Origin of the sequence: Bacteroides xylanisolvens (assembly GCF_018289135.1) — a bacterium.
In the GTDB taxonomy this organism is placed as follows: Bacteria; Bacteroidota; Bacteroidia; order Bacteroidales; family Bacteroidaceae; genus Bacteroides; species Bacteroides xylanisolvens.
Genome location: NZ_CP072216.1, coordinates 5,013,204 through 5,034,229, shown reverse-complemented (window position 1 = coordinate 5,034,229; position 21,026 = coordinate 5,013,204). Strand labels below are relative to the sequence as shown.

Annotated in this window: 17 protein-coding genes; 11 read left to right on the top strand and 6 right to left on the bottom strand. The window is 35.6% G+C overall.

The window, feature by feature from the left end:
- Positions 1 to 33: 33 nt before the first annotated feature.
- The 3 genes from INE92_RS20870 to INE92_RS20860 all read right to left on the bottom strand — a co-directional run bounded on the left by INE92_RS20870 (position 34) and on the right by INE92_RS20860 (position 5,336).
- Positions 34 to 1,158 (bottom strand): AAA family ATPase, encoded by a 1,125-nt coding sequence (locus INE92_RS20870; protein ID WP_151927760.1) that lies wholly within the window; start codon positions 1,156 to 1,158, stop codon positions 34 to 36.
- An 81-nt stretch (positions 1,159 to 1,239) separates the two neighbouring features.
- Entirely contained in the window at positions 1,240 to 3,324 is a 2,085-nt protein-coding gene (locus INE92_RS20865; RefSeq protein WP_195436561.1) for a virulence-associated E family protein, read from the bottom strand.
- A gap of 344 nt (positions 3,325 to 3,668) precedes the next feature.
- Positions 3,669 to 5,336: an ISL3 family transposase gene (locus INE92_RS20860; protein ID WP_203462761.1), complete on the bottom strand. Its 1,668-nt coding sequence runs from the start codon at positions 5,334 to 5,336 to the stop codon at positions 3,669 to 3,671.
- Between the two features lie 710 nt (positions 5,337 to 6,046).
- On the opposite strand from INE92_RS20860, the gene INE92_RS20855 reads away from it, so the two are divergent.
- Complete coding sequence (locus INE92_RS20855; protein ID WP_008641809.1) at positions 6,047 to 7,174, top strand: glycosyltransferase; 1,128 nt, start codon at positions 6,047 to 6,049, stop codon at positions 7,172 to 7,174.
- On the top strand, positions 7,171 to 8,283 hold the full coding sequence (locus INE92_RS20850) for a glycosyltransferase family 4 protein (protein WP_008641806.1): 1,113 nt from the start codon (positions 7,171 to 7,173) through the stop codon (positions 8,281 to 8,283). The genes INE92_RS20855 and INE92_RS20850 overlap by 4 nt, the downstream gene beginning before the upstream one ends.
- A 63-nt stretch (positions 8,284 to 8,346) precedes the next feature.
- Here INE92_RS20850 and INE92_RS20845 read toward each other — a convergent pair whose 3' ends face one another.
- Positions 8,347 to 9,168, bottom strand: coding sequence for a glycosyltransferase family 2 protein (locus tag INE92_RS20845; protein WP_008641805.1), 822 nt, complete (start codon positions 9,166 to 9,168; stop codon positions 8,347 to 8,349).
- Position 9,169: 1 nt separating this feature from the next.
- Positions 9,170 to 10,018 (bottom strand): glycosyltransferase family A protein, encoded by an 849-nt coding sequence (locus INE92_RS20840; RefSeq protein ID WP_008641803.1) that lies wholly within the window; start codon positions 10,016 to 10,018, stop codon positions 9,170 to 9,172.
- A gap of 180 nt (positions 10,019 to 10,198) precedes the next feature.
- Between INE92_RS20840 and INE92_RS20835 the strand changes: the two genes are divergently transcribed.
- The 5 genes from INE92_RS20835 to INE92_RS26990 all read left to right on the top strand — a co-directional run bounded on the left by INE92_RS20835 (position 10,199) and on the right by INE92_RS26990 (position 16,333).
- The gene (locus INE92_RS20835) at positions 10,199 to 12,541 is read left to right on the top strand and encodes a glycosyltransferase (protein ID WP_008641801.1); all 2,343 of its coding nucleotides are present in this window, start codon (positions 10,199 to 10,201) and stop codon (positions 12,539 to 12,541) included.
- A 74-nt stretch (positions 12,542 to 12,615) separates the two neighbouring features.
- The gene (locus INE92_RS20830) at positions 12,616 to 13,776 is read left to right on the top strand and encodes a glycosyltransferase family 4 protein (protein ID WP_008641799.1); all 1,161 of its coding nucleotides are present in this window, start codon (positions 12,616 to 12,618) and stop codon (positions 13,774 to 13,776) included.
- An 83-nt stretch (positions 13,777 to 13,859) separates the two neighbouring features.
- Positions 13,860 to 15,287 (top strand): MBOAT family O-acyltransferase, encoded by a 1,428-nt coding sequence (locus INE92_RS20825; RefSeq protein ID WP_008641797.1) that lies wholly within the window; start codon positions 13,860 to 13,862, stop codon positions 15,285 to 15,287.
- A 6-nt stretch (positions 15,288 to 15,293) separates the two neighbouring features.
- The gene (locus INE92_RS26995; RefSeq protein ID WP_233476898.1) at positions 15,294 to 15,845 is read left to right on the top strand and encodes a hypothetical protein; all 552 of its coding nucleotides are present in this window, start codon (positions 15,294 to 15,296) and stop codon (positions 15,843 to 15,845) included.
- Complete coding sequence (locus INE92_RS26990; protein ID WP_233476897.1) at positions 15,845 to 16,333, top strand: alginate O-acetyltransferase AlgX-related protein; 489 nt, start codon at positions 15,845 to 15,847, stop codon at positions 16,331 to 16,333. Before INE92_RS26995 ends, INE92_RS26990 begins: the two co-directional genes overlap by 1 nt.
- Positions 16,334 to 16,402: 69 nt before the next feature.
- Here INE92_RS26990 and INE92_RS20815 read toward each other — a convergent pair whose 3' ends face one another.
- On the bottom strand, positions 16,403 to 17,386 hold the full coding sequence (locus INE92_RS20815) for a glycosyltransferase family 2 protein (RefSeq protein ID WP_008641793.1): 984 nt from the start codon (positions 17,384 to 17,386) through the stop codon (positions 16,403 to 16,405).
- 196 nt (positions 17,387 to 17,582) lie between these two features.
- Here INE92_RS20815 and INE92_RS20810 point away from each other — a divergent pair, with 196 nt between their 5' ends.
- The 4 genes from INE92_RS20810 to INE92_RS20795 are packed head-to-tail and all read left to right on the top strand — an operon-like array spanning position 17,583 to position 21,000.
- The gene (locus INE92_RS20810) at positions 17,583 to 18,392 is read left to right on the top strand and encodes a glycosyltransferase family 2 protein (RefSeq protein ID WP_032841911.1); all 810 of its coding nucleotides are present in this window, start codon (positions 17,583 to 17,585) and stop codon (positions 18,390 to 18,392) included.
- Between the two features lies 1 nt (position 18,393).
- On the top strand, positions 18,394 to 19,443 hold the full coding sequence (locus INE92_RS20805; RefSeq protein ID WP_004315564.1) for a pyridoxal phosphate-dependent aminotransferase: 1,050 nt from the start codon (positions 18,394 to 18,396) through the stop codon (positions 19,441 to 19,443).
- The gene (locus tag INE92_RS20800; protein ID WP_008641788.1) at positions 19,440 to 20,171 is read left to right on the top strand and encodes a phosphocholine cytidylyltransferase family protein; all 732 of its coding nucleotides are present in this window, start codon (positions 19,440 to 19,442) and stop codon (positions 20,169 to 20,171) included. The genes INE92_RS20805 and INE92_RS20800 overlap by 4 nt, the downstream gene beginning before the upstream one ends.
- A 16-nt stretch (positions 20,172 to 20,187) precedes the next feature.
- Entirely contained in the window at positions 20,188 to 21,000 is an 813-nt protein-coding gene (locus tag INE92_RS20795; protein ID WP_004315562.1) for a LicD family protein, read from the top strand.
- Positions 21,001 to 21,026: the final 26 nt, after the last annotated feature.

Sequence of the window (21,026 nt, the reverse complement as noted above, 5' to 3'; positions counted from 1 at the left end):
TCGAAAAGCACGTTTCAACAAACAAAAAACGACTCAATAATTCTCTTTCAACCAAATACCCAAGAAACGATCATATATTTGATACACTCCCTTTTCCTGGGTCACAAAATCCTTTTCCAGTAACCCTTTCAATGCTGACTGCACAGAACTGGCTGAAGCCAGTCTGTATTTCTTTATGAAAGCACCGGAAGTGATAGATTTCGCTTTTCCCTCTTTAGTGATAGCAATCAGTAACTCCTTTTGCTTTTCCGGCAAACGAAAAAGGATTTCCGAATAAGTATATCTGAACGAATCAATAATCTGCCGAATGGCCTCTGACACCATTTCCACTTTACAGACTCCGTGCTCCGGGGTCATATCATAAAGTGTATTCAATACTTTTTGTATATACCATGTGACTCCTTCAAACTGTTGATAAACTGTGGTAACAGCACTTTCTTCCATTTCTTTGCCTGCACGTTTGAAATGCATACATGCAAAACGAATGTATTCTTCTAAAGGAATACTTTCCAAATGCATCATTGACACACTTTGATAAAAAGGTCTGGAAGGCGTCAAAAACATATTCCCCATCACATGCCGCTGGCTCCCGGCAAAAATAAAACGCGCATTATTACAATGCTGCACATAAGTCCGGAGAGTAGCCTCTACATTTTTCTCTGCATATCCGGTAATCTGCTGAAATTCATCAATGGCAATCAAACAAGGCTTATCCGCTTGCTCTAAATACCGGAAAATTTCATCGAGCGTAGTAGCCGGAGCTTGTATATCTCCTAGTCCCAAATTCAAAGAAGGCATACCATTCACATCAAAAGAGATACTGGCCTGCAAAGATTTCACACATTCCCAAAAACCATGCAAAGCTTTCTTCCCTATAGGTTTCAGTACTTCCAAAATCTCTTTACTAAGTGCAAATACCAAGTCGCGCAATGACCGGCTATCATATATATCAATAAAGAAGGTGTAATAGCCCTGCTTAATTTCAGGAAACTGAAAGCAATGACGGATCAGCCCCGTCTTTCCCATTCGTCGGGTAGAGACAAGAGCCAGATTATTCCCATTCATCACTTCGCGTACCAACTGTTCGCTTTCCTGCTGACGGTCACAAAAATAATCAGCAGACACATATCCACTTGTTATAAAAGGATTTCTTATCATAGTCTTCGTATATCTCACGTTATTACGCAAAGATAATTATTATAAAATAATAAAATGCACATCTCGTGCATTATTTCATCATCACCCTTGCCCAACAGCCACCACATGATAATAAACTCCGCGTGTTTTCCTGAACGACTTCACGCCCAATCTTTGCAAGATACGCCCGAAATAATTAACCTGTCCGGAAGAAATCTTCATTTTACTTGCCTTTTGTATCCGCTGAAGTATATCTGCAGCAAGTAACCATTCTCCCTCTTCTTCCTCTTCCGCTACCCGGTAATACACCTGGAACAACTGTTCGATTGCCGGCGACTGCTCAAACTCCCGGTTCGCCTCCGTCATAATAGCCTCTTCCTTCTCATCAAACCAGTAACGTTCATTACTACGCAGCAGTGCCATTGCCTGCGCATACAATTGCTCATAATCAATAGGGCGGACCACATCAATCACTCCAGTCACCTCAACACCGATAAAACGACGACTGCCGGAAGTATCCGTCAGTAAATCTTTATGGTTGCTCGTACCTATAAAAGAAGCATACCGACGAAGTTCCTCCACAGCCGAAGCATTCGGTCGTCGTGTGTTGACAACGGGCTTTTGCAGAATATGCTTGAGGAAAGACTGCTGATTGATGCCAATCTGATCGAACTCATCCATATTAATCAATAAAAAACGATTCAAGTATAACTCGGCATCCCGCTTCCGGCTGAAATCAATGCTATCCGTATAATAAGCCTGCAAGCATGGAGGCAAAATCAACCGGCAAAATGTAGACTTACGATAAGCCTGTGGACCTATCAATATAGGAGAAGTGCTATTTGCATGATTCTTTCCCATTCCACGCCAATGCGCTATCATACTAAGAAACCAACGACGAAACAATTGCGCCCAATGAGGATGATTACAAGGAACTCGTTTGGCAAGATCGCCGATGTGATCCTTACCATCCCAATGAGGAAGGTCATAAAGAAATTCCTCGATAGGCTGATAAACCGGCACATGATCCGAATTCAGGTAACGTACCACGTCTTTATCCCACAGCTTAAGCCCTTCATAATGTGCATTCATTGCAATACTTGCCATCAACCGTTTATCCACCGGATGAAAATAAAAATTAAAGCTGTTCCGTTCACGACATTCCACTTGTGATGTCAACTGGTTGAAACGAAAATCATAACGCCGTTTCATAAACTCATCCATCTGCATGACAAATAATTGTTCCGGCAACAGACTACTTTTACTCGCAAACCCTTCACAAGTGCGATATACATTTCGCACGGTTCCCCGAACCAATGTATCGTCCTTCGGCAAGCGATAATGAGCGCGAGACCATCGCACTGTATCTTCCTCCGGAATACCGGCACGGAAACAATGTCCTGCGAGGTTAATCAATAGCGATTGTTTGTCTCCTTCCGGTTGATAATCAGTCTCTTCATCCAACGCACGTGCAAAAGCAGCTTCGAAAAGGACAGAAAGCGCATTACACTTTTCATATCCCGGCGCAAGCCGTTGCAATGGCGAAGTTTCCGTTTGTACCCGTTCGCGATAAGTCACCTCACCCGGCATAGCGGCAGGCTGCTTCATATAAATAGGCATTGCTTCGGGATTAAAATACAAGTGCGGGTCAAAAGTTAAACGACAATATTGCTCCAACGAAGGTACTTTCAGCTCGATATCATAAGGAAGTTGTGGCTGATAAAATTTCACTGCCAACCGATAGGCATGCGCATGAAAAAGCTCCGCTTCTTCACTAGTTGTCGGCAAACGATCATTGGGATAAGTAAAGCGTACCCATACTTTCACAGACTTTCCGGAAGAACCGGTGAAAGCTAAGTAAGTCTGCGGAAGCTCCTTTACCCGTTCTTTCACTTCATCCGCTTCCATACGTCCGGACAAGTTGTTGACCTGAATCATCACAATTCCGTTGTATTCACTCATCGTCGTTATGCCGCCTTTGCGAAAAAAGGCGGCTGCAGGTATCAGCTTCGGCACTTTCTGTACATAGTCATTTTTATCACCCGGAAGCATAAAAGGCAGGACTTCTCTCATTTTTGAGACAGGCTGTGTTTTAGTTTCCACTTTCATTTGCTCCACGAGCTGTTCAATTCTCAACGTACGCATAGTGTTCACCTTGCCATCGTCTCTTACCAGTGTTATTCTCATTACTTCATTTATTTGTCCTGCATGTGTTTTGTAGGGCGATTATTACGATACAAATATACTGTAAATATTCCACACAAACAACTTTTCAGAGGATACTTATTTCATCTTTCTACTAGAAAAGATTTGGTTCTTCTTCAAATTCCGTGCTACTTATTTATGTTCAATTACCTTATTCATGGCTATTCCGGAGTACTTTAAGATGCATATAGTTTGGATAATTTATTTGCTATTTCTAATATGCCGATATCCCTTTATCCATCGGCCTTTCAATGAGCTTTACTAGCACGGAATTTGATTAAGAACCAAAGATTTTTGGTTCTTCGTCAAATTTGGTGGTACTTCTTCTATTGTGAATAAAGAATCTTGGCTCTCAGTAGTTTGCTTCCTGCCCTATTGTACATCTGCCTTTTTACCGCTTTAATTTTATTCACTGTCCCCTCCAGTAATCCGTTACTGAAGGGGATATCAATAGCTGCCTGTACTGCCTCCCAGTCTTTTTCAATACCATATGCAAAGTTCGTCAGTGCCATATTCCGTGTTGCCTTCGCTTTTTCAATCCACTTTCTAATATCCTTATCATAAGTGTTCCCATTAATCATATCTCTGAAATTCTGACACACGCTTAAGAGTTCTTTAATCTGTGGTGAGGACTTATATAGTTCCGCTAGTTTAGGATTATCCGATTCTCCCTTTAGAATGTATTTGCGTATCTGATTCTGTGAAACTCTCTGTGTTTTACTTCCGTTTTCAATGCTCTCATTATGCTCCTTGACTTCCTTCCTCTTTTGTTGATACATTTTTCGCAAGCTGGATGTTATCCTTCCAATAAGTGCGCCACTGATTTTACTCCCCATTTTTTGTGCCAATATTTTTCGGGTAATACAGCCCGCACTAATGATTGTAGCCAGTTCGGATACATATTTAAGAGCTGTCTTCTGTTGCTCATTCAAGTATGCCCCTATTCTCCTGTTGTGAATGAGCTTATAAATGTAGCGACTTTTCTTGCCCAAATGCGCGGCTGTCTGCTCAATGGTCATCCCCTGCATTTTTAAGTTCAGGCTTTCCCTGTATATCTTCAATTTTTCTCTGTGTCGGACATCTCCCATGTTAAATATGTCCTGAAGAATTAACGAAGAAGCCGTGTCTCTGTCAGGATATTCGTATTTGAGCTTTTGCTTGGTCTGACGAATCATTTTCTCTATTTCCGGTATCATCGTGTCCGTCATATTCTTGGTTAGATGGAACCGGTCGCAGATTTGTGTAACACCAGGGGTTATTCTGTTTATAGCCTCTGTGAAACATCTTCCACGGTCTCTCGTTATATATTGTATTTGAGGATTCCGGGTGAGCCAGTTATCAAGCGCTTCTCCGTTTCTATCCTCTAACAAAGCAATAGGCATGTGTGTCATCTGGTCTACGACCACACTCATATAATCCTTACCTTTTTTATAGGCAAAATCATCAATACCTACATAAATACTTTTATTATGCATAGGATTATGTTGCCCGCACTGTTGTAGGATGCGTAAGCAGGAAGAGCTACTGGCCGTTATATGGAACAGCTGCAAAAGAGAAGAGGCCTTTCGGGAAGTAAGTTCCAAGCTTATCGATCTGATGCGTTCCTCAACAAGATAGCTCCGTCTACCATACCGACGAGCCAGAAAAGACAACGGTTCGCAGAATATTTTTCGCGGACAAGAAACATTTTCGCAATAATATTTGCCAACCTTTATGACTAACTCCAAAGTATGACCGTAAACTTCAAGATCCTGAATATGACGGGAGTAATAACTGTGTAATCGGTGACTGAAATGTCCGCAATAAGGACAGGAAGCCCCCTTGCCAGCCGTATGTAAAAAGACCGTCAATGAACCAACAGCTTCAGAGATACCATCTTGTTGCAGATTATCGTAGCCAGGACTGAATCTGAAATCATGGAATAATCCCCTATTTGTAGGAGGATTTTCTTTTTTTGATGTATATTTGTACGTTGTAGATATGGCTTGTTGCATTGTAACTCTTAATGATGTGGTGTCTTTAAAGTTACTAAAAAGCAAACATATCTACAACTTTTTATAGGATTAAGAAAGAAGAAGAGGAAAACCATCGAAATAAAAAAGAGATTACCACCAAATTTGACGAAGAACCCCTTTCAATATAATAGTACCCTCTTCGATAATGGTTTCAGCCCCTATTACAGCTTCCGGAGCAACATAGTTTGGAAATTTTAAATTGTACATAAAAACGGTATTACACCTATCGGCGGAATTAAATATTTTATTATTAATAAGTTGCGCACTATTACTGTCATTTAGCATAATAGAAGCACCCAAGTATTTAAATCCAACAGGCGTATACACAACTAAGATGCAATATTCGCAAATAATCTTGATATTTGCAAACTGTTTGTCAATAATTTAACGTGAATTCGATATAATGACAATAATTCTCTTATTGAATAATAAAACAATAGCAAAATATTAATTTTATAGTATTAACTATAGCTTTCAAAGGTGTTTTTATTAGAAGATTAGCAAACCTTCAAAAATACCAAATAGAAGCCACAGAAGACTTACGAACTAATCATCGTTTATCAGTTCTATCTTCATGCAAAAGTATCCTACAAATTATTGCGTTAAATAAAACTAAAGTAAAAAGTTCATTATTAAACTTTCATCTTTTATATATACCTTAGCTAGAAATTGAATTATACAATATCCATATGGCATTTGAATTATTTACAAAAAATAAAAATCATCATATATTATATTCTTTATTAAATAGAAAGTGGGCTTATATTTCATATATACCTGAAGTATATTACAAAAAGAAAGATTTACATTATATGCTATCTCACCAAAATAAAAGAGAAGCTCTTATTATAGGTGAAATTTTTCATAGATTAGGATATAATGTGAAAGTAGCCTTATTTAATGACTCCAAAGAATGTGATGACAGAAAGTATGATATTATTTTTGGCCTTGAACCTAACTTCATAACAATGTGCAAAAAAAACCCCAAAGCTCTTAAAATATATTACGCGACAGGAGCATATTGGGAACACCAAATAGCTAGTGTAATCACTCAAACAGACTTATTTAATAAAACCCACAATACTCATTTACAATATTCTCGATTAGTCAAGCCACACAATAGTTGTGAAATCGCAGATACTATATTTCAAATAGGGAGTTCATTTACAATCAAAACTTATCCACAAAAACTACAACAAAAGATTAAAATAATTAATCAATCCAGCAATTTTACAGGTCTGTGCAATCTTGAGAAGAAATTAGAAACAACATCTAACACAGAGTTCATATGGTTTGGCTCTGATGGTAGTATTTTAAAAGGATTAGACATTGTCATAGAATATTTCATGCAAAACACTCAATTGAAATTACATATAGTAGGTCCCATCGATCCAGATTTCAAAGACTATTTTCAACCTAGAACTAAAAAATATACCAATATAATTTGGTATGGCTTCTTACACACATATTCTGAAGAATTTATGAATATAGCCTATAAAGCATCATTTAATATATTTCCTTCTGGAAGTGAAGGATGCCCAGGATCTGTTATTACACTAATGCAAATGGGGGTTATTCCTATCGTGTCACCATGTGCAGCTTTTGATAAAATTGAAGAATATGGCTACTTACTACCAAATTTATCCATAAAAGCAATAGACAAGGCTATGCAATGGAGCAGAGCATTATCTCCTACCCAAACCCAAGAATTAATAATAAAAAACATAAGCTATTCAAAACAAAAATGGAATATACAACAATTCGAATATGAGTTTCATAATTTGTTAAAAAGCGAAATCATCAATCATACAAAATGAAAAAACCATATATATTATACGACTCTCAAATATTTGATCTTCAAATAATTGGAGGCATATCACGCTATTTCTGTGAAATTATCTCAAGATTGCAACAACCTTTTGATATCAGTATACGATACAGCGAAAATTACTATTTAAAAAATTCAACAATAGCACGACATAGAATACCACTTCCACAATGCCTATTTAAACGGTATAAGGACAAATTACTTCACAAAAATTTCAAGTACACAAAGAATAAACTTAAAACATCATCTCCTTATCTTTTACATGCTACTTATTATGAACCTTATTTCTTAAAATATATAGGTAATAATCCTTTTGTCATAACAGTACATGATATGATATATGAAAGATTGCCTGATTACTTCTCAAAAGAAGAAACCGAACAAATTATCCAACAAAAAAAAGAAATCATATCAAAAGCAAGTCGCATTATTGCTATTAGCAAAAATACCAAAAAAGATCTAGTAGAACTATTACACATTGACCAACAAAAGATAGATGTTATCTATCATGGAACAAGCATGCAACGATTTGAAAATAAAATCACCATGCAACTACCTGAAAAATATATCCTTTTTGTTGGCAGCAGATACTCATACAAAAACTTCAATCGTTTTATAGAAGCCTTTTCCTTATTAGCCCAAAAAGACAGTAAGCTATACCTTATTTGCACAGGAAATAAGTTCAGTCAAGGTGAAGAAGATAAGCTATCAAAACTACATATTAAAAATAAAACACTACAAATTAATGCATCTGATAAAGAACTGAGCGAACTATACACCCGTGCCTCCTTATTTGTTTTCCCATCTTTATATGAAGGATTTGGTATACCTATCTTAGAAGCTTACGCCTGTCATTGCCCTATTGCAATAAGCAACACTAGTTGTTTTCCTGAAATAGCAGGAGATGCAGCCATATATTTCGACCCTTATTCTGTAAAAGACATAGCCAATACTATAGAAGCAATAATATACAATCCTCAAAAAGCCAATGAATTAATTCAAAAAGGCATTAAACGATTAGAATTATACTCTTGGGAAAAAACCGTTGTAGAAACAGAAGAGACATACAAAAAAGCGATACAAGGTTACAACTTTTAAACATACATAACAAACAAGACTGGTAGAAGTATTCAAAGGAACTGCATATACTTCAGGATAGCCCTACTTCCTACCAGAAAAAAAATCATCAGTTTTCAATATGAACCAAAGCAACGGTTTAATACGATACTGAAGTCGGCGAGTCTTACTTAAACGTAAAAAAACATCTAATAAAGGAAGTTTTTTTAATTGCTCTGCTTCTTGAAAATATTCACGTAAAACAGGTGAGAACAATTGTTTCAATACCAACTCCCTTTCTCTATTGCATTCTTTTGCTGAAAGAGAACTAACGCCACTTGTATCAAAATTACTAATCGTTCGTTTTACATGTCGATAAGAACATCCTTCCAGAATAATCTTCTTCACAAAGAATTCCCAATCCGAAACGATCTTTAAACTTTCCGTATAAAGACAATTGTGAAATAACTCTCTTTTAATAAATGTCGCAGGGTGTCCCAACGAGCGCTCCAAAAAATAATCCACTGTCAAGATATCAGGATAGATAAAAACTGTTTCTTCTCCATCCCCCCTCACAAAAACTAAATCCCCATAAACAATATCTTCCCCAGATAAGAAACCATGAATATCAGCTAACACGGCAGAATTGTTCAATACATCACCAGAATTCAAGAATAACAGATACTCACCAGAAGCCTTCTGTATCCCTTTATTCATCGCATTATAAATTCCTGAATCCTTTTCAGAACACCAGAAATCTATATACCGTTGATATTCTTGAATAACTTCTTTACTTTTATCTAAACTTGCACCATCTATAATTATATACTCATATTCATTATATGTCTGTTCCACAACACTTCGAATTGTTTTTTCCAGTCCAGAAGCATTATTATAATTGATCGTAATAATAGAAATCGGTTTCATTCTACTTCTTTTTCAAGTTACCCTTTATATATTTATAAAACAAACGGCGATACCACTTATTTTTATGCCGAGCAATTCGCGCTTTGCAATCTTCCAGCTCTTTCTCACAAAGAAACAATCGACGTAAAGGAAGAATTGCACTTCCATAATACAACGAATAACGTCTTATATGTTTCTGATAAATATAGTTCTCAACTTCTGCGATATTCTGAGCGGCGGTTACATTTTTAGAGATCGCCTTAATTCGATAAAAAAATAAAGGTTCTTGTATTTGATATACAATACTTTGCTCATCCAACAATCGTATATAAAATTCCCAATCCTCTAATCCCAAATGCATATCTTCATCAAAACCACCAATCCGGAGCATATCGCTCTTTCTAAAAACTGATGAACAAAAAATCTCGTTGTTGACTAATAACTTTGCATAACCCTTATAAGATACTTGACTATGATTAGTCGCTTCCCCAAAAAAGCCCCATTGACAATACACCAACAATGTTTCCGGATGATGAGTAAAATGCGACAAGGCCTTTTCTATATAAGTCTCCTCCAATTTATCGTCCGCATCTAAAGGTAAAATATAAGTACCTAACGCTTGTGCAGCTCCTATATTTCTTGCTTTAGAAACACCCCCATTTTCCTGAAAGACATATTTGAACCTCTCATCCTTCTTCACATATTCCAAAGCTATTTCTTCTGTACCATCAGTAGACCCATCATTTACGATGATCCCCTCCCAATTCTGAAAAGTCTGCTTTTCCAATGAATTCAAAGCATCCGAAAGATAAATTCCCTGATTATAACATGCTATAACAACCGAGATAATTGGAGCTTCTTCAGATTTCATTTTAATATTAAATAATAAACAACTTTCTTCATTTCAAATTTTAATTATACAAACATACGAAAAATAACACTAGCCCCAAACAATTACTTTAAAAACTGTCTTTATTCCAAGATAAAACGTAAGTTCCCTTGCCACTTCTATTTTTCTTCATACCTTTGTATCTAACAATTTTTACGCACTATGGATATCGATATTATAATACCCATTTATAATGCTTTTGATTTTGTCAAAAAGTGCATTGAAACAGTAATTGAGCATACAGATCTTACCCAGCACACATTATTGTTAGTCAATGATAAAAGCACAGACGAAAGAATATTGCCCTTATTGAATTCTTTTATAAAAGAAAATCAATCGCTAAATATCATATTAATAGATAACAAAGATAATCAAGGATTTGTCCGAACTGTGAATATTGGCATGCAATATTCACACCATGATGTAGTCTTATTAAATAGTGACACTGAAGTAACTAGAAATTGGCTTTCCAAAATACAAAATTGCGCATATAGTAAACCTGCAGTAGCTACTGTTACTCCCCTATCCAATAACGCGACTTTAGCATCTGTACCTATTTTTTTGGCAGAAAACACCATTCCTCCAGGTTTAAGTGTAGAAGAATATGCTGACATTGTCGAAAAATGCAGCATGAATTTATTTCCTGATATTCCTACTGCGCACGGATTCTGTATGTATATTAAAAGAGAGGCAATAGACGATCTAGGTCTATTCGACGAAGAAACTTTTGGAAAAGGATATGGGGAAGAAAATGATTTCTCATATAGATGTTTACAAGCTGGATATAGACATTTATTATGTGATAACACATATATTTATCATAAAGGAACCCAATCTTTCACTCAAGAAAAGACCAATTTGATAAACTCTCATCTACAAATATTAAAAGAGAGATACCCGGTATGCTTTGCAAACACTGAAGCTTTTGTTCAACAAAATCCGATCTCAGAGATACAACTGAATGTGCGTTATAACACAGATATGTATTCTAAAAAGAATGTACTGATTGTAATACATGAGTTCAAAGCGATCAACGAAAGGAACATCGGCGGAACAACATTGCATGTACATGATTTAATTAGAAACATGCGAAAGGAATTTAATTTTCATGTAATCTATTATTCTGTGGATGATTTCAGATACTATCTAACCTCTTATTTTTCATCTGACGAAATTACTGTTTCTCTAGGCATGTATTCTCAATATACAGCTTTAAATCTTTATAATGATGTTTTCAAGAAAGATATTGAGAGATTGATAACGGCCCTAAGAATAGATTTAATCCATATCCATCACTTAAGAAACATGTATTTGGATATTTTCAAAGTGGCACAAGAGAAGAACGTTCCCTTTATATATACAATGCATGATTTTTATTCAATATGTCCTTCGGTAAAACTCTTCGACGAGGAAACATTTCTTTGTAATTATAACAACCAAAATGGATGTAGTTCATGCATATCAAAAAAGTTTAAACTGAATATTAATTTTATACCGTTATGGAGAAAAGAATTTTATTCGAATCTTAAATTAGCAAAGAAAATAATCGTCCCCTCTTCCAATACTAAGAATATTGTTTTAGATATATACAAAGACCTAACAATCGACGTAATAGAACATGGCTACAATCAAGCAAACAAAGAATCGAATTATTCTAACATAAAGAAAAACAAAAAAGAAAAGTTTAATATCGCTTTTATTGGTGGGATTTCAGAAGAAAAAGGTTTAAGATATTTAAAAGGGTTAATAGCTGAAGCTAGAAAATCCGAGATAACAATCCATCTCTTTGGAATGGCAGAAAATAAAAAATATAACACCAATAAACAAAATTATATCTATCATGGTGAATATTTACAGAAAGACCTACCTAATCTACTACTTGAGAACGACATTAAACTAGTATGTTTAATGTCCATGTGGCCAGAAACATATTCCTATACTTTATCAGAAAGCCTTATTGCTGAAATTCCTGTAATCACATTCGATTTAGGAGCTATAGCTGAACGGGTGAAAGCAATTGATGCAGGATGGATTTTCCCCATACACAGTACCGCAAAAGATATTTTTAAGTTCATTTTAACAGTCAAATCAAACATCGCAGGAGAATATCAAAAGAAAAAAGAGAATATCAGACATTATTTAAAAGAAATGAAGTCTGTAAAAGAAATGGCTAATGAATATGCAAGAATATACAATAAAACCATCAATACATTCCCTGTTTTAGCTTATGATACCAATGACACACAATCAAAGATTGAATTCTACAAAAAAAGCAGAGAACTCAATCCATCAAGTATAAAGTCGATACAAGAAAAGAAAGAATATAAACGCATAAAAAATATCATTAAAGGATCGGCACCCTTTAAACGCGCTTTTAGAGAAATGAAGCTCTATCGTGAGACCTATAAAAATAGCAAGTGGCGAAATAAAATCCTTTTCAAATTTATATGGTATAGAATTATATGTCTTAATACTTGTAGTACTTTTACCAAAAAATATTATTAGATAGTTCATCGTAAAAAGATGCCATACACATAACAAAAGAAGTCATAAACCAAATTCAATAAAGTTCCATCAAAATGATTAACGTCTTATACATAGCAGTAGGTGAAGGAGGCTCTGACCAAGCATTAATCACTTTAATTAAAGAACTTAAAAGCAAAATAAGGCCTTATGTCACATTAGGGAAATTAGCTAGCCAATCAACCATTAATAAATTGAAATCGGAAAATATACCATATAGTATTCTTAACTACGACTTCTTCTGGTATCCCTCAAAAAAAAATTTATGGAATTATATTACTCGTCCCATATATGCCTTTAAATTAAAAAATAAAAAGAAATTCTTTACCAAACAAATCATAGAATTATCCAAACAATATAAGATTGATATTATTCATACCAATTCTTCTGCATATCAGTTTGGGGCTACTGCAGCTCAATCACTAAAGATTCCACATATATGGCACCTAAGAGAGTATCAATCTTTAGATTTTGGACATTCACACGCTTACTCACTTCCATATTTAAAAAAACAACTACACAAATCCGGCAATTTCAATATAGCAATAACAAAAGGTATATATAATTTCTACCAACTAAAGGAGGAAAACTCGACTATTATTTACGACGGTGTTTTGAGGCAAAGTTATAAACCTAAAGAGTTTCCTAAAGAAAAGTATTTTCTATTTGTAGGACGCATCGTGAAAGAGAAAGGCATATTTTCACTATTAAATAGCTATAAAGACTATCTACTAAGAGGAGGTACCTTCAAATTAATACTTGCCGGAAACTATTCTTCAAAGACAAAACAAAAAATTGATAGACTAATAGGAAAATACAATATACAAAATAATATTACGCTTAAAGGAGCATTACCCACCAATCAAATATATGATCTAATGAATCGCGCAACAGCTTTAATCGTCCCGTCACCGTTTGAAGCATTTGGTCTAATTACAGCAGAAGCTATGTTTAACAAATGCTTAGTTATTGGAAAAGATACTGCCGGAACAAAAGAACAATTTGACAATGGTCAAAAAAAATACAATAAAGAAATTGCTCTTCGTTTTACCAACGAACAGCAATTAGCCACGCATTTAACAGATATAGAACAAAAACAGATACAACAATACACTGAAATCATCGAACGAGCATATAATTATGTTTCGTCATTATACTCTATTGAGAACAATGCCAAACAGATAGAGCGTCTATATACATCTATTCTTAGAACATAGTTATTTATAAGACGTAAACAAAATTACATGCATTTACAATATCAATAATTATTTTATATTTATCTTTGCAAAAAAATTAGGCCGTGCTATTTAACTCATTCGAATTCTTAGTCTTTCTACCAATAGTATTCTTATTATATTGGTTTGCTTTCAAAAAATTAAGGGCACAAAACTTATTTGTTGTTGTAGCTAGTTATCTATTTTATGGTTGGTGGGATTGGCGCTTTCTTATCTTAATAGCGTTTACTACTTTATGTAGCTATGCAAGCGGAATCCTACTTGAACGGCAAGAAGGACATAGACACATCCAACGTTTAATAAGTATTGCCAACATTGTATTAAACCTAACCATATTAGGAATATTCAAGTATTTCAACTTCTTCTCGGAAAATTTACAACACCTGTTTCAGTGGTTTGGATTTGAATTGGATTGGGTCACATTAGATATCTTACTTCCAGTAGGAATTAGCTTCTATACATTTCAAGCACTTAGTTATACAATCGATATCTACCGTCACAAGATGAAACCCACACATGATATTGTAGCATTCTTTGCTTTTATCAGTTTTTTTCCTCAACTTGTTGCAGGTCCTATCGAAAGAGCGACCAATTTACTACCGCAGTTCGAAAGCCAACGAACTTTCGATTACACAGCGGCAGTAGATGGTATGAGGCAAATTTTATGGGGATTATTCAAAAAGATTGTTGTAGCAGACACATGCGCTGTCGCAGTCAATCAAATCTTTGCAAATTATCAAACACTTGATAGTTTGAATCTGGTTTGGGGAGCTTTCTTATTTACTTTCCAAATTTATGGAGACTTTTCTGGATACTCGGACATCGCTATAGGTACAGCAAAGTTATTTGGCATTAACTTACTACAGAACTTCAACTTTCCATATTTTTCTAGAGATATTGCCGAATTTTGGAGACGTTGGCATATTTCACTCACCACTTGGTTCAGAGATTATATTTATATCCCATTAGGAGGAAGTCGATGTAGCAAATGGAAATCTTTCCGTAACACTATGATAATTTTCTTAGTTAGCGGTCTCTGGCATGGAGCCAATTGGACGTTTATTTGTTGGGGTGCATTTCATGCTCTACTATTTCTACCATTATTACTCATGGGAAGAAACAGAAAGTATAAAGACATAGTAGCTGAAAACAAATACCTACCATCCCTCAAAGAACTTGGACAGATTATTAGTACTTTCATTCTTGTAATGATTGGTTGGGTTATCTTCCGCGCCGAAAATATAAAAGAGGCCTATCAATATATCATTTATATGTTTACTAAATGGCAACCTTCATCGCTTGAATATGGAGTTAAATGCATCCAATACATTGCTATTTTGATTATCATAGAATGGATTAACAGACGCAAAATGCACGGACTAGAAATAAATATAAAATACCCTATAATCAGATGGGGAATCTACTGTGCCATATTCTATTATATATTTTATTACTCTAATGATATTCAAACATTTATCTATTTTCAATTCTAGAACTTTATGAGAAAATTTATATTAAAATGCTTATTCACCATATTCCCTGTCATGGTATTAATATACGCATATGGTTTTTATGTGAATTTCTATTTGATAGATCGTCTAACCAAAGCCGGTGATTTAGGGAAACTTGGCTACTTTTACATAGACAAAACCCAAACCAATTTAGGTACACCATTATCAGAGAACAAGGTAGATACATATTATGACAACATACAAAGAAATTACAAAGTTATGACCATAGGAGACTCCTTTAGCCAACAAGGTTTCAGTGGTTATCAAAATTATTTAGCAGCCAAATTAGGAGAAAGAATCCTCAACTATCCTGATCCAAGAGGAAGAGGATATAGCTCTGAAGATATCGCATTGTATTTATTGAATAACGATATATATGCTAGCCTAGGATGTAAGACTGTTATTATTGAAACGGTCGAAAGAGAATTTGTACAGCATATACTTAGCTTTAGAGATATTAAAGACATCAATTATACTCTTGAGAAAGAAGACAATAAGCCAGAAAATAATTTTACAGAAAAAAGAAGAAAGATTATTTAATGGAAACGTTTAAATATATCAAATATCATTTATACAAATCAAAAAGGCCAGTAAAAGAAGTACAGTTAAACACTGATTGTTTCTCTGTTCCACCATACAACACCTTCTATTTTTACAATGACGATTTATGGAAATTATCAATCACAGAAGAAGAATACAACGCCATTTTAGACAAACTAAACTACCTTCATAAACGCTTTCAAGAAAAAGGCATTGACCTCTATTATATGATAGCTCCCGATAAATATGATGTATACCAACCATATATAATAAATAATCCATACCCGCCTAAGAAAGTAATTGATCAACTAGAAGAAAATGGAATTAACCAACTAAAATGGTTTATTAATCCTAGAGATAATTTTAGAGAAATGATTGCCAGCGGAGTCAAAGACGTTTATCATATAGATGATACGCATTGGGCAACTATAGCTAGTGAAACTGTTGGTAATATTATTGCAGATAAGATAGAAAAATCCACCGACTAAATTTACTTTTAAGTGATTATTAGCAAGTATTTCATAAACATTATCATTTCCAATAAAAACATCCAGTAATCACAGACGATCTTTATCACGAGTAATCAACCAAGGCATCAGCCAACTAAAACTTTTATTAAATCGTTCTACATAATAATCACTAGAATTTGCTTTTAAAGAAGCTACTAAGTGCAATGTAAGTTCCTCCTTGATTTCAGTAGGAACCTTAAGTCTTTTTATCTCTTTATAAAAGCTCCCATGACGCACAGTCTTTCTTTGCCTCCCTATATTAACGAGAGAATGCTCTATTCTATTTACTATATATATGTCTTCTCGAACCCCATCGCCTGTCTTTTGCCCCTTCTTGGTAGTGCTTACATTATGCAAACGAAAATTATTCAATTTTTCATAAACTTCGACTACCATTCCTTGCTTGGCCATTTCTATCCAGAAAAGCCAATCGCCACTATAGCGCATTGAAAAGCAAGACAAGTCTTTTATTTGTTCAAAACATTGTTTACGAAAGACAACACCACTAGCATTGTAAATATAGTTACGCCAATAAAGATTATGTTTTATATAATCTTCACCATCAAAAACACCCATATTATGGGAACGACTCAACTGTTTTGAAGTCCAACGATCAAAATCAGTAGTTAACTGATTACCTTCCCCATCTATACAATGTGAACCCAGAAAGCAAAAAGAAGCATCCGGATATTGTTTCAAAACAGAGACTGCCTTTTTCAAAAAAGAGGGTTCAGCCGCATCGTCACTTTCGGCAATCCAAATGTACTTTCCACGAGACAAACTAATGCCTTTCTGCCATTGAGCAAAAGGACTTCCTGTATTGACTGAGTTAATCTCCAAATGACTGACATGAGGATTAGCACTATAATGTTTTAAAATAGATGTACTATCATCCGTTGACGCATCATCCAATAATATAATCTCATAATCTGTATATGTTTGGGCCAATACCGATTCGATACGTTGCCGCAAAAAACGAGCATAGTTATAATTAGGAATGATTACACTAACTTCCACCGAATGATTTTCCATTACAAATACACTATTAATCTTAGTTATAATAACAAACTGATAGCAAAGATACAGATATTATTCTTAAAAAAGACGCTAACCCTCTAATGTTTAGCAAAAAAGCCTTTAACACTTGTCACAACCAAATAAAATGTATACATTTGTAGAATTTTAGTGCAAGCCCCCTTAACTATTTAACTAACATAGTAATAATTATATGAATAAACCAATGGCGAGCAACATAAGTACATCGCTAATTATATCCACCTATAATAGAAGCGACGCATTAGAATTATGCGTTAAAAGCGTGCTACGTCAATCTCTCCTTCCTGATGAAATTATCATTGCCGATGATGGTTCTAAAGAAGACACAGGAGAACTAATTCATCAATTGGCAGCTTCCTCTGAAGTTCCCATTATTCATGTTTGGCATGAGGATTTAGGCTTCAGACTGGCCTCCATCCGCAACAAAGCTATTGCGAAAGCATCTAAAGAATATATTATACAAATTGACGGAGATATCGTCTTACACAAAGATTTCGTCAAAGATCATGTACGTTTTGCAAAAAAAGGTAGTTTTGTAACCGGTAGCCGTGTATTAATCCGGGAAGGCTTAACGAGAAAAATGTTAGCAGAAAAAAACTGCATCATTTCCATTCACGACAAAGGTACTAAAAACACAATCAACGGAGTACATTTACCTTGGTTGAGTCCACTACTTCAACATTATCGTCAATGGGATGTTTCTTACTCGAGAGGATGCAATATGGCTTTCTGGAAAGAGGATTTGTTAAAAGTCAATGGGTACAATGAAGCTATTACCGGATGGGGAAGTGAAGATCATGAATTAGTATGCCGCCTTATCAACAGCGGTGTACGCAAGCGTACCATCAAATTTGCGGGAATCGTGTTCCATCTTCATCATGAACTACACGGAACAGATAATCTAAACAACAACCGCAGTATTTTGAACGAAACAAAAGTCAGGAAACTAACCTGGTGCGATAAAGGAATCATACAAAACTAATATGGAAAAGAATTTGAACTTTTTAGATCGAAACGAATTTAACTACAGTCCATCAAAAGAAGTAGTAGAAGCTTTAAAAAACTTCGATATAAATAAACTTTGTTTTTATACCCGCATTTATGATGAAGGAAAGAAAAGTATATTATCTGTTTTCTTGTCCGAACTATACGATATAGATGAAACTCAAGTTTTATTGGGATACGGCGGAGAAGATATCCTGAAGCAAGCCGTTCATTACTTCCTGACTCAAGAAGATGGAAACAAAACGATGTTGATTCCCAAGTTCTCATGGTGGTATTATAAATCAATTGCAGATGAGGTGAATGGCCATACTTTGCAATATCCTCTTTACGAAGACGGAAACACTTTTAAATATGACTTTGAGACGCTGAAAGATATGATTCAGAAAGAGAATCCGAAGATTCTTTTACTGGCTTCTCCCAATAACCCTACCGGCAACGGTTTAACTCCGAAAGAACTGGATGAACTGCTTGCAGAAGTACCCAGCCAAACAGTGGTACTGATAGACGAGGCATACGCTTCTTTTGTTTCAACTGATACCAGTTATATCAAAAAGCTGGTTAATAAATATCAGAATTTGATTATTTCCCGTACTTTATCCAAGTTTTATGGATTGCCCGGTTTACGTATGGGATTCGGATTTATGAGTAAGGAATTGGAAAAATTCAGCAGATACAGCAATAAATATCTGGGATACAACCGAATATCCGAAGATATCGCCATTGCAGCTCTTAAATCGGACGCACACTACCGCAACATCGCCAAACTGATGAACGAAGACCGTGAGCGTTACGAAAAGGAAATTGGCGTATTACCCGGATTCAAAGTATATGAATCGGTTGCCAATTTCATTTTAATCAAATACCCGATAGAGCTAAAAGAGGCTTTACAAAAGGCTTTTGCCGAACAGAGTTATAAAGTGAAGTTTATGAATGAACCGGATATCAACACTCATTTGCGTATCACATTGGGACGCCCAGAGCAAAACCGGATCGTTATAGATACAATTAAAGAAATCGCATCCAAATGAAAGCAGTAATATTAGCCGCAGGAATAGCATCACGCTTACGCCCGCTGACCGATACAACGCCCAAATGTCTCCTTAAGATAGGAGAACGATGTTTGCTGGAAAGGGCTTTTGATGCTCTGATACAAAATGGCTTCGACGAATTCATTATCGTCACGGGGTATCGCCAGCAACAAATCGTTGATTTTCTGCAGGCACGTTATCCAGTCCAAAATATTACTTTCATCTATAATGACAGATATGAATCAACCAACAATATCTATTCATTATGGCTTACCCGACCGTATACAGACGGGGAAGAAATATTGTTATTAGACAGCGACATTGTTTTTGATCCTCAAATTGTAAAAAGACTGCTTCATTCGGATAAAAACGACATATTGGCACTGAATCGCCATGAGCTTGGAGCGGAAGAAATAAAAGTTATCGTAGACGATGCACAAAAGGTTGTTGAAATCAGCAAAGTCTGTTCTATATCCGATGCTATCGGAGAGTCTATCGGTATCGAAAAGATGTCAGCAGAATACACCAAAGCTCTATTCCGGGAACTGGAAATTATGATTACCATTGAAGGACTGGACAATATATTCTACGAACGGGCTTTTGAACGACTGATTCCGCAAGGATATAGCTTTTACGTCATGGATACCACCGAGTTCTTCTCGGCCGAACTGGACACCGTAGAGGACTTTCAACAGGCACAGAAGCTGATTCCAGCCAGTCTTTATTAATCAAATTCAGATAGAAATGGCAAATTACGATATCCGCCCTCTACAGCTTCGCATATTAAAGAATTTATTAGCTGTTGACAAAGTTTGCAAAGAACATAATCTGCGATATTACATCATGGCAGGCACCATGCTGGGAGCCGTCCGCCACAAAGGATTTATCCCTTGGGATGATGATCTGGATATCGGTATGCCAAGAGCCGATTATGATTTATTAATGGCTAATGCCAAAGAATGGTTGCCGAAACCATACGAAGCTGTATGTGCTGAAAACGACAAGGAATATCCTCTTCCATTCGCAAAAGTACAGGATGCCGACACCACTCTAATTGAACGTATGCATCTCAAATATTTGGGAGGCGTATATATTGATATATTCCCACTGGACGGAGTTCCGGAGAGCCGCATGGCGCAAAGAATGCATTTTGCAAAGTACGAATTCTACAAACGTGTACTTTATCTGATTCATCGCGATCCATACAAGCATGGAAAAGGTCCCAGTTCATGGATACCGCTATTATGCAGAAAGCTTTTTACCCTTACCGGAGCACAGGAAAGTATCAGGAAAGTAATGAAAAAGTATGATTTCGACCAATCCGCATTGGTCTGTGATTATGATGACGGAATGAAAGGAATCATGTCTAAAGATATTCTGGGCATCCCTACTCCAGTCTTATTTGAAGATGAAGAAGTATGGGGAGTACAGAAATATGATGCCTATCTGTCACAGAAATACGGAGATTACATGACCATACCTAAACAAAGTGGGCAAAGACAACACAATTTCCATTATTTAGACCTGAATAAACCTTATCGGGAATTTGAAGTCTAACTATAATCACATAAAGGTAAGAAGTA